We start from the raw sequence: 14,141 nt of genomic DNA, 5'->3' as shown, positions 1-14,141 counted from the left end.
AACGATGACGAAACCGACGTTTTTACGCCGGGTAGCCCTTGCTGCTCTGCTCTCAGGAAGCTGTTTCAGCGTGCTCGCGGTTCCCCCTCCACCGCCTCCGGTGTCGTATGGTGTGGAAGAGGATGTGTTCCATCCCGTTCGCGCGAAGCAGGGGATGGTGGCCTCGGTGGATGCGATGGCAACGAAGGTGGGAGTGGATATTCTCAAACAGGGTGGGAACGCCGTGGATGCCGCGGTTGCCGTGGGCTATGCGCTGGCGGTGACGCATCCGCAGGCCGGGAATCTGGGCGGTGGTGGTTTTATGCTGCTGCGAACCAAAGACGGTAAGACCACGGCGATCGACTTTCGCGAAATGGCGCCAGCTAACGCCACACGCGATATGTTCCTTGACGATCAGGGTAATCCGGACAGTAAAAAATCGCTGACCTCCCATCTGGCTTCCGGCACGCCGGGCACCGTGGCCGGGTTCTCACTGGCGCTGGAAAAATATGGCACTTTGCCGCTCAACAACGTGGTGCGTCCGGCAATTAAGCTGGCTGAAGAGGGCTTTGTGGTTAACGATGCGCTGGCCGACGATCTGAAAACCTACGGCAGTGAAGTGCTGCCGAATCATGAGAACAGCAAAGCTATCTTCTGGAAGGATGGCGAACCGCTGAAAAAGGGCGACAAACTGGTACAGAAAAACCTGGCAAAAAGTCTGGAGTTGATTGCAGAAAAGGGGCCGGAGGCCTTCTATAAAGGGGCGATTGCCGACCAGATTGCGCAGGAGATGCAGAAAAACGGCGGGCTGATGACCAAAGAGGATTTGGCGGGTTACCGGGCGGTTGAGCGCATGCCAATTAGCGGCGACTATCGCGGGTATCAGATCTACTCAATGCCGCCTCCGTCCTCTGGCGGGATCCACATCGTGCAGATCCTGAATATCCTTGAAAATTTCGACATGAAGAAATACGGCTTCGGCAGTGCGGACGCCATGCAGGTGATGGCGGAAGCGGAGAAACAGGCCTACGCCGATCGTTCGGAATACCTGGGTGACCCGGATTTTGTGAAGGTGCCGTGGCAAGCGCTGACCAACAAAGATTACGCCAAATCGATTGCCGAACGGATTGATATCAACAAGGCGAAACCGTCCAGTGAAATTCGTCCTGGCAAGCTTGCGCCTTATGAGAGCAACCAGACCACGCATTTCTCGGTGGTGGATAAAGACGGTAACGCCGTGGCGGTCACCTATACCCTCAACACCATCTTCGGGACCGGCATTGTGGCGGGTAACACCGGCATTCTGATGAATAACGAGATGGATGATTTCTCCGCCAAGCCGGGCGTGCCTAACGTCTATGGTCTGGTGGGGGGCGATGCCAATGCCGTTGGACCGAAGAAACGTCCGCTGTCGTCGATGTCGCCCACCATCGTGGTAAAAGACGGTAAAACCTGGCTGGTCACCGGCAGCCCTGGCGGGAGTCGTATTATCACGACCGTGCTGCAAATGGTGGTCAACAGCATCGATTTCGGGATGAACGTGGCGGAAGCCACCAACGCGCCGCGTTTCCATCATCAATGGCTGCCGGATGAGCTGCGTGTGGAGAAAGGTTTTAGTCCGGACACCCTCAAACTGCTTGAGCAAAAAGGGCAGAAGGTCGCGCTGAAAGAGGCGATGGGCAGCACGCAAAGTATTATGGTCGGGCCGGACGGCGCGCTGTACGGCGCATCTGACCCCCGCACCGTGGACGATTTAACCGCGGGGTATTGATTTTGTTGCCGGGTGGCGGCTTCGCTTTACCCGGCCTACGTTTGTGCAGCTGTAGGCCCGGTAAGCGTAGCGCCACCGGGCAATTTGTCACTTCATCCGCGCCATAAAATAAGCATCGACATACTCGCCGTTACGCAGGCCGTACTTTTTGCCGGTGCCTTCAATTTCAAAACCGTATTTTTTATACACCGCCACGGCGGGCGCATTATCGACAAACGCCGTTAATTCAATGCGTTCGACGCGCAGCCAGTTGTCGCACATGTCGATCATGGTCCGCATTAACGCGCTGGCGACCCCACGGTTTTGCCATTGTGTATCGACACAAATACCAAAATCGGCGACGTGACTGCGGCGCGGACGCTGAGCGACGGCAATGCACAGGTGTCCGACAACGCGGTCATCAATACAGGCGACAAGTTGTTTGATGCCTGGCTGTTCGGCGAGTCGCGTCTGCCACATTTCGCTGGAAGGATGAGGAACCTGTAGCGTGTTGTGATACACCTCCGGCTGGGCATGGATCTGACGAATCGCGTCGTAATCTTTGGTTTCAGCGTGGCGTATCACAATCTCACTCATTCCCGATCTCCTTCAGGGTTAATTGAGTCTTTACAGTCGCTGAGATTAAAAATGTCGTCAACCGCATTTTTTTGTAAAAATCGCTGGACAACTGCGAATGAGAATGATTATTATTGCTCTGCGTTCAGGAAGACCCTTGCGGAGAACCTGAAAGCACGACATTGCTCACATTGCTTCCAGTATTATTTTAGCCAGCCGGGTGCTGGCTTTTTTTTATTTGTTTTCGGGCTAGTTTGCTTGCCAGCTTAATCCCGGGCTGTGCTCGCAATCCTCACGTACATTAAGTACGCTCCGGGCCCTGCGCGCTTGCCGTGAACAAACTGACCGCGACGCCGACGGCCGATCTGTCTGCATTGGCATACCATTCTTCAGGGACTTCCCGCATTTTGTCTCCCTCCGCTTTGCGCTATGGTGTAGGTCATCACCTTCTGAAAGGACAGCATCATGACCTTACATTGTGCATTTATTGGTTTCGGCAAGAGCGCGACTCGCTACCATCTTCCGTACGTTCTCAATCGCAAAGACAGCTGGCATGTGGCTCATATTTTTCGCCGTCACGCGAAGCCCGAAGAGCAGGCACCCATCTACTCGCACATCCATTTCACCAGCGATCTCGACGAAGTGCTCAACGACCCTGAGGTGAAACTGGTTGTCATCTGTACCCATGCGGACAGCCATTTTGACTACGCGAAACGGGCGCTGGAAGCCGGAAAGAACGTCCTGGTTGAGAAGCCATTCACCCCGACGATGATTGAAGCGAAAGTGCTGTTTGAACTGGCGCAAAGCAAAGGGCTGACGGTGACGCCATACCAGAACCGTCGCTTTGATTCCTGTTTCCTGACCGCCAAAAAGGCGATTGAAAGCGGCAAGCTCGGTGAGATTGTGGAAGTGGAAAGCCACTTCGATTACTACCGTCCGATTGCCGAAACCCACCCCGGTTTGCCACAGGACGGCGCGTTCTATGGCCTGGGCGTACACACGATGGATCAGATAATTTCGTTGTTCGGTCGCCCGGACCATGTGTCGTACGATATTCGCAGCCTGCGCAATAAAGCCAATCCGGATGACACCTTTGAGGCACAACTGTTTTACGGCGATGTAAAGGCGATTGTCAAAACCAGCCATCTGGTGAAAATCGATTATCCGAAGTTTATCGTTCACGGCACCAAAGGTTCGTTTATCAAATACGGCATTGACCAGCAGGAGACCAGCCTGAAGGCCAACATCATGCCGGGTGAACCGGGCTTTGCGGCGGATAATTCCGTTGGCGTGCTGGAGTACGTCAACGATGACGGCGTGACGGTGAAAGAAGAGATCAAACCGGAAACGGGCGACTACGGTCGTGTCTATGACGCGCTGTACGACACGCTCACCACCGGTGCGCCAAATTACGTCAAGGAATCTGACGTTCTTACCAATCTTGAACTCCTCGAACGGGCATTCGAACAGGCCTCTCCGGCCACCATCAGCCTCGCCCGATAAGCCGGATTGACTCCTCCTGAGTTGTTCATAATTTTTGAACAGAGGAGTCAATTTTCACCCTCTATGATTGATAATGGATTCGGTTCACACTGTCTCCATCGAAAACATCTGGGGGTGAACACAATGATCTACTTACGCAAAGCAAACGACCGTGGCCACGCGAATCATGGCTGGCTGGATTCCTGGCATACCTTCTCTTTTGCGGATTACTACGATCCTAACTTTATGGGCTTCTCGGCACTGCGCGTGATTAACGACGACGTGATCGACGCCGGTCAGGGTTTCGGAACCCACCCGCATAAAGACATGGAAATCCTGACCTACGTGCTGGAAGGCGCAGTAGAACACCAGGACAGCATGGGCAATAAAGAGCAGGTTCCGGCGGGTGAATTCCAGATTATGAGTGCGGGGACCGGGATCCGTCACTCTGAGTACAACCCGAGCAAAACGGATCGTCTGCGTCTGTATCAGATCTGGATCATTCCGGAAAAAAACGGCATCACGCCGCGTTATGAGCAGCGCCGTTTCGACGCCACGCAGGGCAAACAACTGGTGCTGTCGCCGGACGCTCGTGACGGTTCGTTGAAAGTGTACCAGGATATGGAGTTGTACCGCTGGGCGCTGGTGAAAGGTGAGCAGTCAGTCCATCAGATTGCCGCAGAACGCCGCGTCTGGATCCAGGTGGTAAAAGGTGAGGTGAGCATTAACGGCACTAAAGCCACCACCAGCGACGGTCTGGCGATTTGGGATGAGCAGGCACTGTCCATTCATGCCGACAGCGATAGCGAAATCCTGCTGTTTGATCTGCCTCCTGTATAAATAATTACACAACCTTCCCTTTAAACGGGGAAGGTTGTGCTTTGTCCGTGATAAACTGAGCAAATCTCTCACTTACGATTTCTCAGGACGATGAAGAAGAAAAGACCCGTACTTCAGGATGTAGCCGACCGCGTTGGCGTGACCAAAATGACGGTCAGCCGCTTTTTGCGTAATCCGGAGCAAGTTTCCGTCGCACTGCGGGGCAAGATCGCTGCTGCACTTGATGAACTGGGTTATATTCCCAATCGCGCACCTGATATCCTCTCCAACGCCACCAGCCGGGCTATTGGCGTTTTGCTGCCCTCGTTAACCAACCAGGTTTTTGCCGAAGTTTTACGCGGCATTGAGGCCGTGACGGATGCGCATGGCTATCAAACCATGCTGGCGCACTACGGTTATAAGCCGGAGATGGAGCAGGAGCGTCTGGAATCGATGCTCTCATGGAACATCGATGGGCTGATCCTGACTGAACGTACCCACACGCCGCGCACGTTGAAAATGATTGAGGTAGCGGGGATTCCGGTGGTTGAACTGATGGACAGTCAGTCGCCTTGCCTCGATATCGCTGTCGGTTTTGACAACTTTGAAGCCGCGCGTCAGATGACCGCCGCGATTATTGCACGCGGGCATCGTCATATCGCCTATCTGGGGGCACGTCTCGACGAACGTACTATCATCAAACAGAAGGGTTATGAGCAGGCGATGCTGGATGCGGGTCTGGTGCCCTACAGTGTGATGGTGGAGCAGTCTTCTTCTTATTCCTCAGGTATTGAGCTTATCCGTCAGGCGCGTCGCGAATATCCGCAACTGGACGGTATCTTCTGTACCAACGATGACCTGGCGGTGGGCGCAGCCTTTGAATGCCAGCGTTTAGGACTGAAGATCCCGGACGACATGGCGATTGCTGGTTTCCACGGCCATGATATCGGCCAGGTGATGGAGCCGCGTCTGGCCAGTGTACTGACGCCGCGTGAGCGAATGGGCAGCATTGGCGCAGAGCGTCTGCTGGCGCGCATCCGTGGAGAGAGCGTCACGCCAAAAATGTTAGATTTAGGTTTCACCTTGTCACCGGGTGGATCTATTTAAGCCAACAAATTTGAAGTAGCTCACACTTATTCACTTCTCGCACGTTTGGATATTGCTTCTGTTTTAGTCAGACTGGACAATGTTACCGATAACAGTTACCCGTAACAATTCCTGATTCTTGTACTGTGGGGGCACCACTTTGAGCACGACTAACCATGATCACCACATTTACGTTCTGATGGGCGTATCGGGCAGTGGCAAATCCGCTGTCGCCAGTGAAGTTGCGCATCAACTGCATGCCGCGTTTCTTGATGGCGATTTTCTCCATCCGCGTCGCAACATTGAGAAAATGGCCTCCGGTGAGCCACTCAATGATGACGACCGTAAACCGTGGTTGCAGGCGCTGAATGATGCGGCGTTTGCGATGCAGCGTACCAACAAGGTTTCGCTGATTGTCTGTTCCGCGCTGAAAAAACACTACCGTGACCTGCTGCGTGACGGTAACCCGAACCTCTCTTTCATCTACCTGAAAGGCGATTTCGACGTGATCGAAAGCCGTCTGAAGGCGCGTAAAGGTCATTTCTTCAAAACCCAGATGCTGGTGACGCAGTTTGAAACGCTGCAAGAACCGGGTGCTGACGAAAACGACGTACTGGTGGTGGATATCGATCAGCCACTGGAAGGTGTTGTTGCCAGCACCATCGAGGTCATTAATAAAAGGCAGTAAGTTTTGAGTACATTAACGCTTGTTTTAACAGCAGTAGGCTCCGTTCTGCTGCTGTTGTTTTTAGTGATGAAGGCGCGTATGCACGCCTTCGTTGCTTTGATGGTGGTGTCTATTGGTGCAGGTCTCTTTTCCGGTATGCCGCTCGATAAAATCGCGGCGACAATGGAAAAAGGGATGGGAGGTACGCTTGGCTTCCTGGCGATTGTGGTCGCTCTGGGGGCAATGTTCGGCAAGATTTTGCATGAAACGGGCGCGGTCGATCAGATTGCGGTCAAGATGTTGAAATCCTTCGGCCACAGTCGCGCGCACTATGCGATTGGGCTGGCGGGGCTGATCTGCGCGCTGCCGCTGTTCTTTGAAGTGGCGATTGTACTGCTGATTAGCGTCGCGTTCTCGATGGCGCGTCATACCGGTACGAATCTGGTGAAGCTGGTGATCCCGCTGTTTGCGGGCGTGGCGGCGGCCGCAGCATTTCTGCTGCCGGGGCCGGCACCGATGCTGCTCGCCTCTCAGATGCACGCCGACTTTGGCTGGATGATTCTGATTGGTCTGTGCGCCGCCATTCCGGGGATGATCATCGCCGGGCCGCTGTGGGGCAACTTTATCAGCCGCTACGTTGAACTGAATATTCCTGACGATATTACCGAACCGCACCTGGGTGAGGGCAAAATGCCGTCCTTCGGCTTCAGCCTGTCGCTGATCCTGCTGCCGCTGGTGCTGGTGGGGCTGAAAACCATCGCTGCACGCTTTGTGCCGGTCGGTTCTACGGCGTATCAGTGGTTTGAATTTATCGGTCACCCATTCACCGCGATTCTGGTGGCGTGTCTGGTGGCGATCTACGGCCTGGCAATGCGCCAGGGGATGCCGAAAGATAAGGTGATGGAGATCTGCGGTCACGCGCTGCAACCGGCGGGGATCATCCTGCTGGTGATTGGCGCAGGCGGTGTCTTCAAGCAGGTGCTGGTGGATTCCGGCGTTGGCCCGGCATTGGGTGAAGCGCTGACCGGGATGGGTTTACCGATTGCCATTACCTGCTTCGTGCTGGCGGCGGCGGTGCGTATCATTCAGGGCTCCGCGACCGTGGCCTGCTTAACGGCGGTGGGTCTGGTGATGCCGGTGATTGAACAACTGAACTTCTCCGGTGCGCAGATGGCGGCGCTGTCTATCTGCATCGCGGGCGGTTCGATCGTGGTCAGTCATGTGAACGACGCCGGTTTCTGGCTGTTCGGGAAATTCACCGGTGCGACAGAAGCACAAACCCTGAAGACCTGGACGATGATGGAAACCATCCTCGGCACCGTGGGTGCCATTATTGGGATGATTGCGTTTCAACTGTTGAGCTGATGTTTGTCGGGTGGCGCTTACCCGACCTATAAAAAACGCAAATACCAGGCCCGGTAAGCATAAAAGCTACCGGGCTTTTTTACGCTTTTATCCCTTCATCCACATCCGAATACCGTCCAGGAACATCTGGGTCGCCATCATCACCAGAATCAATCCCATCAGGCGTTCTAATGCGTTTACCCCTTTCTCACCCAGCAGACGTAGAAACAGCGACGACTGCAACAGGATCACAAAGGTGCCGCCCCAGGCCAACAGCAGGGCAATCACCAGATGCCCCATTTGATTCGGGTACTGATGTGATAGCAGCATCAGCGTGGCCAAAATGGTTGGACCGGCCACTAACGGGATCGCCAGCGGGACAATAAAGGGTTCTTCACCCGCCGGAAGTCCGGCACTGTTTCCGGTGGCGCTGGGGAAAATCATTTTGATGGCGATCAGGAACAGGATAATGCCCCCGGATATTGAAACCGTTTCGGCTCGCAAATTAAGAAATGCGAGAATTTTCTCGCCCGCAAAAAGGAAGATCAGCATCAGCAACAGCGCAATGAAAAGCTCTCGCACCATTATCGCCCGACGCCGTTTCGGCTCGGTATGTTTCAGTACGGACATGAAAATGGGCAAGTTACCGAGCGGATCCATAATCAGGATCAATAAAACAGCTGCAGAAATGATTTCATTCATAACTCAAATTCCCTGATAATTGCCCTGGACTTTCTGCTTGCTTAAGCAGCGGGATAAGTCGCATTACTGATGGCATCGCTATCATTGATTAAATTCACTTGCGACTTTGGCTGCTTTTTGTATGGTGAAGGATGAGCCAGTGGGACACTGGTCAGCATACACAGCACACATCTTTGCAGGAAAAAAACGCTATGAAAAATGTTGGTTTTATCGGCTGGCGCGGTATGGTCGGCTCTGTTCTCATGCAACGCATGGTTGAAGAGCGCGACTTCGACGCCATTCGCCCTGTTTTCTTTTCGACTTCCCAGCTTGGGCAGGCAGCGCCGACGTTCGGCGGTACCTCGACCGGCACACTTCAGGACGCTTTTGATCTGGACGCGCTGAAAGCGCTCGATATCATCGTGACCTGTCAGGGCGGCGATTATACCAACGAAATCTATCCAAAGCTTCGTGAAAGCGGATGGCAGGGTTACTGGATTGACGCGGCCTCTTCGCTGCGCATGAAAGATGATGCGATCATCATTCTCGACCCGGTTAACCAGGATGTCATCACCAACGGCCTGAACAATGGGATTAAAACCTTTGTTGGCGGCAACTGTACCGTCAGCCTGATGCTGATGTCGCTGGGCGGTCTGTTTGCCCACGACCTGGTGGACTGGGTGTCGGTCGCAACCTACCAGGCAGCCTCCGGCGGCGGCGCGCGCCATATGCGCGAACTGCTCAACCAGATGGGTCACCTGCATAGCTATGTGGCTGATGAACTGGCAACCCCTTCTTCCGCTATCCTTGATATCGAACGCAAAGTCACCCAACTGACCCGTAGCGGCGAACTGCCGGTGGATAACTTTGGCGTCCCGTTGGCGGGCAGTCTGATTCCGTGGATCGACAAACAGCTTGATAACGGCCAGAGCCGCGAAGAGTGGAAGGGTCAGGCGGAAACCAACAAGATCCTCGACACTGCGTCCGTCATCCCGGTAGATGGCCTGTGCGTGCGCGTCGGCGCGCTGCGCTGCCACAGTCAGGCGTTCACCATTAAGCTGAAAAAAGACGTTTCCATTCCGACCGTGGAAGAACTGCTGGCGGCTCACAATCCGTGGGCGAAAGTGGTGCCAAACGATCGGGATATTACCATGCGTGAGTTAACCCCAGCGGCCGTTACCGGTACGTTGACCACGCCGGTTGGCCGTTTGCGTAAGCTGAATATGGGGCCGGAGTTCCTGTCAGCCTTTACGGTAGGCGACCAACTGCTATGGGGGGCAGCAGAACCGCTGCGCCGCATGTTGCGCCATCTGGCGTAACCGAGTTTGTTTATTTTCAAGGGGTGCTGAGTCACCCCTTTTTATGCGTAAAAAAGGAGTAAACGCAGATGTATCATCTTTATGCAGGAGTTAATTAAAGTGTTGGCTATTCTTTAAGGGTGTCCTGATCGCAGTATCAGGGCTTTACCTGAAGGTAGGACGGGGCAGAGAGGATGCACAATTGTGCTGCGCCGTTCAGGTCAAAAAAAGTGTCACTGGCTGATGTCGAAAATCAGTTGGAGGAGTGACACCAAAAACAGGATGAAAACCATGTCCGATCGAATCGATAGAGACGTGATTAATGCGCTAATTGCAGGCCATTTTGCGGATCCCTTTTCCGTACTCGGTATGCACCAGACCTCTGCCGGACTTGAAGTCCGCGCGCTTTTACCTGACGCCACAGAAGTGTGGGTGATTGAACCTAAAACCGGGCGCAAAGTCGGCAAACTGGATTGCCTCGACTCACGCGGTTTTTTCAGTGGTGTATTACCTCGCCGTAAAAATCCTTTTCGCTACCAACTTGCTGTTGTCTGGCATGGCCAGCAAAATCTGATTGATGATCCCTACCGTTTTGGTCCCCTGATTCAGGATATGGATGCCTGGCTGCTGTCTGAAGGCACCCATTTGCGTCCGTATGAAACCCTGGGGGCGCACGCGGACACGATGGATGGCGTCACGGGCACCCGTTTCTCCGTTTGGGCGCCAAACGCGCGTCGCGTTTCCGTGGTTGGACAATTTAACTTCTGGGATGGTCGCCGTCACCCGATGCGTCTGCGCAAAGAAAGCGGTATCTGGGAACTGTTCATCCCCGGCGCGCAGCATGGTCAGCTCTACAAATATGAGATGATCGACGCCAACGGCAACCTGCGGGTTAAAGCCGACCCTTACGCCTTTGAAGCGCAGATGCGTCCGGAAACGGCTTCGCTCATTTGCGGTCTGCCTGAAAAAGTGGAGCAAACCGAGGCGCGCAAAAAAGCCAACCAGTTCGACGCGCCAATCTCCATCTATGAAGTGCATCTGGGCTCGTGGCGTCGTCATACCGACAACAATTTCTGGCTGAGCTACCGCGAACTCGCCGATCAGCTCATCCCGTACGTGAAATGGATGGGGTTCACCCACATCGAACTGATGCCGGTGAACGAGCACCCGTTTGACGGCAGTTGGGGCTACCAGCCTACCGGTCTTTATGCGCCAACGCGTCGTTTCGGCACGCGCGATGATTTCCGTTATTTCGTGGACGCCGCGCATCAGGCGGGTCTGAACGTGATCCTGGACTGGGTGCCGGGCCACTTCCCGTCAGATGACTTTGCTCTGGCCGAATTTGATGGCACCAAACTGTACGAACATAGCGACCCGCGCGAAGGATATCACCAGGACTGGAATACGCTTATCTACAACTACGGTCGTCGTGAGGTCAGTAACTATCTGGTGGGTAACGCCCTGTACTGGATTGAGCGCTTTGGTATTGATGCCCTGCGCGTGGATGCCGTGGCATCGATGATCTATCGCGATTACAGTCGCAAAGAGGGCGAGTGGATCCCGAACGAATTTGGCGGTCGCGAAAACCTGGAAGCGATTGAATTTTTACGCAACACCAACCGTATTCTCGGTGAGCAAGTGCCGGGCGCGGTGAGCATGGCGGAAGAGTCGACGGATTTCGCTGGCGTTTCTCGTCCTCAGGATATGGGCGGGCTGGGTTTCTGGTACAAGTGGAACCTTGGCTGGATGCACGACACTCTTGATTACATGAAGCTGGATCCGATTCATCGTCAGTATCACCAGGATAAGCTGACGTTCGGCATGCTCTACAACTACACCGAAAACTTTGTTCTGCCGCTGTCGCATGACGAAGTGGTACACGGTAAGAAATCGATCCTTGACCGTATGCCGGGCGACGCGTGGCAAAAATTTGCCAACCTGCGTGCCTATTACGGTTGGATGTGGGCCTTCCCGGGTAAGAAACTGCTGTTTATGGGCAACGAATTTGCTCAGGGACGCGAGTGGAACCATGACGCCAGCCTCGACTGGCACCTGCTTGAGGGCGGCGACAACTGGCACCACGGTGTGCAGCGCCTGGTGCGCGACCTCAACCAGACCTATCGTCACCACAAAGCGTTGCATGAACTCGACTTTGATTCCTACGGCTTCGAATGGCTGGTGGTGGATGACAATGCGCGTTCGGTACTGGCGTTTGTCCGCCGCGATAAGGTCGGGAATGAAATTATCGTCGTCAGTAACTTCACGCCGGTGCCGCGTCACGGTTACCGCTTTGGCGTCAATCAGCCGGGCAAATGGCGCGAAATTCTCAATACCGATTCGATGCACTACCACGGCAGCAATGCCGGGAATGGCGGGGCGGTACATACCGATGAGATTTCCAGTCACGGACGTCCGCAATCGCTGAACCTGACCCTGCCGCCGCTGTCGACAATTTGGCTGGTGCGGGAGGCGGAATGACGCAACTGGTTGCCGGCAACGCCACACCGCATGGCGCAACGTATGACGGACACGGCGTGAATTTCACGCTCTTTTCCGCGCATGCTGAGCGCGTTGAGCTGTGTGTGTTTGACGCGTCGGGCAATGAGCAGCGCTACGACCTGCCAGCGCGCACCGGGGATGTCTGGCACGGCTATCTGGCCGATGCCCGCCCTGGTCTGCGCTATGGCTACCGCGTGCATGGGCCGTGGCAGCCTGCGCAGGGTCACTGGTTTAACCCGGCTAAGTTGCTGATTGATCCCTGTGCGCGTCGCGTAGAGGGCGACCTGAAAGATGACCCGCTGATGCATGCGGGTGATGACCAGCCGGATCATCGCGATAACGCCGCCATTGCGCCGAAGTGCGTGGTGACAGCCGATCGCTATGACTGGGAAGACGATGCCCCGCCGCGCACGCCGTGGGGCAACACCGTGGTCTATGAAGCGCACGTCAAAGGATTAACCTGTCTGCATCCGCAGATCCCGCCGGAGATTCGCGGCACGTATAAAGCGCTCGGTCATCCGGTGATGATCAACTATCTGAAGCATTTGGGTATTACTGCGCTGGAACTGCTGCCCGTGGCGCATTTCGCCAGTGAACCGCGTTTACAACGGTTGGGGTTGTCGAACTACTGGGGCTACAACCCCGTCGCGCTGTTTGCGCTGCATCCAGCCTATGCCTGCTCGCCAGAGACGGCGCTGGATGAGTTTCGCGATGCCGTTAAGGCGCTGCACAACGCGGGTATTGAGGTCATCCTCGACATTGTGCTCAATCACAGTGCTGAGCTGGATTTGGACGGACCGCTCATCTCCCTGCGCGGAATCGACAACCGTAGCTATTATTGGATCAGAGAGGATGGCGATTATCACAACTGGACCGGTTGCGGTAACACGCTCAATCTCAGCCATCCTGGCGTGGTGGAGTATGCCCTCGAATGCCTGCGTTACTGGGTCGAAACCTGCCACGTTGATGGCTTTCGTTTTGATCTGGCATCGGTGATGGGGCGTACGCCGGCGTTTCGCCAGGATGCGCCGTTGTTTACCGCTATCAAACGGTGCCCGGTGTTGTCCGCCGTTAAGCTTATCGCTGAACCGTGGGATATCGGGGCTGGCGGGTATCAGGTGGGGAATTTCCCCGCGCCGTTCGCTGAGTGGAACGATCATTTTCGCGATGCATCACGCCGCTTCTGGCTACAGCGCAATCTGTCGCTCGGTGAGTTTGCCGGGCGCTTTGCGGCCTCCAGCGACGTGTTTAAGCGAGATGGACGCAAACCCTCTGCTTCCGTCAATCTGGTCACCGCGCATGACGGTTTTACGCTCAGAGACTGCGTTTGTTTCAATCAGAAACACAATGAGGCAAACGGAGAGGAAAATCGGGACGGGACCGACAATAACCATAGCAATAATCATGGTAAAGAAGGATTAGGCGGCACTCTGGAGGTCGTCGAACGTCGACGCGACAGCATTCATGCGTTGCTGACGACGCTTTTACTTTCTCAGGGAACGCCAATGTTGCTGGCTGGTGATGAACATGGACACAGTCAGCATGGCAACAACAATGCCTACTGCCAGGACAATGCGTTGACCTGGCTGGACTGGTCGCAGGCGAGCGGGGGATTAATCGATTTTACCGCTGCATTGATAAAACTGCGCCAGCAAATCCCGGCGCTGGTGGGAGACCATTGGTGGGAAGAGGGAGATGGCAACGTGCGCTGGCTTAACCGCCACGCACAACCATTGAGTGCGGATGAGTGGCAAAACGGGCCAATGCAGATGCAAATCGTGCTATCGGACCGTTTTCTTATTGCCATCAATGCCGCGCCTGATGTCGCTGAAATTGTTTTACCTGAAGGGGAATGGCGCGCTGTTCCCCCGTTTGCCGGAGTGGATAATCCGGTAATTACGGCTGTCTGGCCGGGACCTGCGCACGGACTGTGTGTGTTCCAGAGATGATCAAAAAGGAG

General features: G+C 54.8%; 11 protein-coding genes. 9 read left to right on the top strand and 2 right to left on the bottom strand.

Annotation, left to right across the window (positions count from 1 at the left end; genetic code table 11):
- The first annotated feature begins 4 nt into the window (after positions 1-4).
- A complete protein-coding gene (gene ggt, locus F384_RS18700) occupies positions 5-1,750 on the top strand; it encodes a gamma-glutamyltransferase (protein ID WP_046491583.1) in 1,746 nt (581 codons plus the stop codon).
- 87 nt (positions 1,751-1,837) lie between these two features.
- Here ggt and yhhY read toward each other — a convergent pair whose 3' ends face one another.
- Positions 1,838-2,326 carry an N-acetyltransferase gene (gene yhhY, locus F384_RS18695; RefSeq protein WP_046491580.1) on the bottom strand — a complete coding sequence of 163 codons (489 nt, stop codon included), beginning with the start codon at positions 2,324-2,326 and terminating at the stop codon, positions 1,838-1,840.
- Positions 2,327-2,770: 444 nt separating this feature from the next.
- On the opposite strand from yhhY, the gene F384_RS18690 reads away from it, so the two are divergent.
- The 5 genes from F384_RS18690 to gntU all read left to right on the top strand — a co-directional run bounded on the left by F384_RS18690 (position 2,771) and on the right by gntU (position 7,724).
- A complete protein-coding gene (locus F384_RS18690) occupies positions 2,771-3,808 on the top strand; it encodes an oxidoreductase (RefSeq protein WP_046491577.1) in 1,038 nt (345 codons plus the stop codon).
- Positions 3,809-3,931: 123 nt separating this feature from the next.
- On the top strand, positions 3,932-4,627 hold the full coding sequence (locus F384_RS18685; protein WP_046498377.1) for a pirin family protein: 696 nt from the start codon (positions 3,932-3,934) through the stop codon (positions 4,625-4,627).
- Positions 4,628-4,717: 90 nt separating this feature from the next.
- A complete protein-coding gene (gene gntR, locus F384_RS18680; RefSeq protein ID WP_046491575.1) occupies positions 4,718-5,713 on the top strand; it encodes a gluconate operon transcriptional repressor GntR in 996 nt (331 codons plus the stop codon).
- A 139-nt stretch (positions 5,714-5,852) separates the two neighbouring features.
- Positions 5,853-6,380, top strand: coding sequence for a gluconokinase (gene gntK / locus F384_RS18675; protein ID WP_042322982.1), 528 nt, complete (start codon positions 5,853-5,855; stop codon positions 6,378-6,380).
- Positions 6,381-6,383: 3 nt separating this feature from the next.
- On the top strand, positions 6,384-7,724 hold the full coding sequence (gene gntU / locus F384_RS18670; RefSeq protein WP_046491573.1) for a gluconate transporter: 1,341 nt from the start codon (positions 6,384-6,386) through the stop codon (positions 7,722-7,724).
- An 87-nt stretch (positions 7,725-7,811) separates the two neighbouring features.
- On the opposite strand, the gene yhgN is transcribed toward gntU, so the two are convergent.
- On the bottom strand, positions 7,812-8,405 hold the full coding sequence (gene yhgN, locus F384_RS18665) for an NAAT family transporter YhgN (RefSeq protein WP_042998459.1): 594 nt from the start codon (positions 8,403-8,405) through the stop codon (positions 7,812-7,814).
- 191 nt (positions 8,406-8,596) lie between these two features.
- On the opposite strand from yhgN, the gene asd reads away from it, so the two are divergent.
- From asd to glgX, 3 genes are all read left to right on the top strand, one after another.
- A complete protein-coding gene (gene asd / locus F384_RS18660; RefSeq protein WP_046491570.1) occupies positions 8,597-9,703 on the top strand; it encodes an aspartate-semialdehyde dehydrogenase in 1,107 nt (368 codons plus the stop codon).
- A 270-nt stretch (positions 9,704-9,973) separates the two neighbouring features.
- On the top strand, positions 9,974-12,160 hold the full coding sequence (gene glgB, locus F384_RS18655; RefSeq protein ID WP_046491568.1) for a 1,4-alpha-glucan branching enzyme: 2,187 nt from the start codon (positions 9,974-9,976) through the stop codon (positions 12,158-12,160).
- Positions 12,157-14,130: a glycogen debranching protein GlgX gene (gene glgX / locus F384_RS18650; RefSeq protein WP_046491566.1), complete on the top strand. Its 1,974-nt coding sequence runs from the start codon at positions 12,157-12,159 to the stop codon at positions 14,128-14,130. Before glgB ends, glgX begins: the two co-directional genes overlap by 4 nt.
- Positions 14,131-14,141: the final 11 nt, after the last annotated feature.

It is taken from the genome of Citrobacter amalonaticus Y19 (assembly GCF_000981805.1).
GTDB classification, from domain to species: Bacteria; Pseudomonadota; Gammaproteobacteria; order Enterobacterales; family Enterobacteriaceae; genus Citrobacter_A; species Citrobacter_A amalonaticus_C.
The sequence above is the reverse complement of the archived record's forward strand: the minus strand, read 5'-3'. Positions and strand labels throughout refer to the sequence as shown.

Coding starts and splice junctions, on each gene's coding strand:
- ggt (WP_046491583.1), top strand. CDS start 5: ATGACGAAACCGACGTTTTTACGCCGGGTAGCCCTTGCTGCTCTGCTC.
- yhhY (WP_046491580.1), bottom strand. CDS start 2,326: ATGAGTGAGATTGTGATACGCCACGCTGAAACCAAAGATTACGACGCG.
- F384_RS18690 (WP_046491577.1), top strand. CDS start 2,771: ATGACCTTACATTGTGCATTTATTGGTTTCGGCAAGAGCGCGACTCGC.
- F384_RS18685 (WP_046498377.1), top strand. CDS start 3,932: ATGATCTACTTACGCAAAGCAAACGACCGTGGCCACGCGAATCATGGC.
- gntR (WP_046491575.1), top strand. CDS start 4,718: ATGAAGAAGAAAAGACCCGTACTTCAGGATGTAGCCGACCGCGTTGGC.
- yhgN (WP_042998459.1), bottom strand. CDS start 8,405: ATGAATGAAATCATTTCTGCAGCTGTTTTATTGATCCTGATTATGGAT.
- asd (WP_046491570.1), top strand. CDS start 8,597: ATGAAAAATGTTGGTTTTATCGGCTGGCGCGGTATGGTCGGCTCTGTT.
- glgB (WP_046491568.1), top strand. CDS start 9,974: ATGTCCGATCGAATCGATAGAGACGTGATTAATGCGCTAATTGCAGGC.
- glgX (WP_046491566.1), top strand. CDS start 12,157: ATGACGCAACTGGTTGCCGGCAACGCCACACCGCATGGCGCAACGTAT.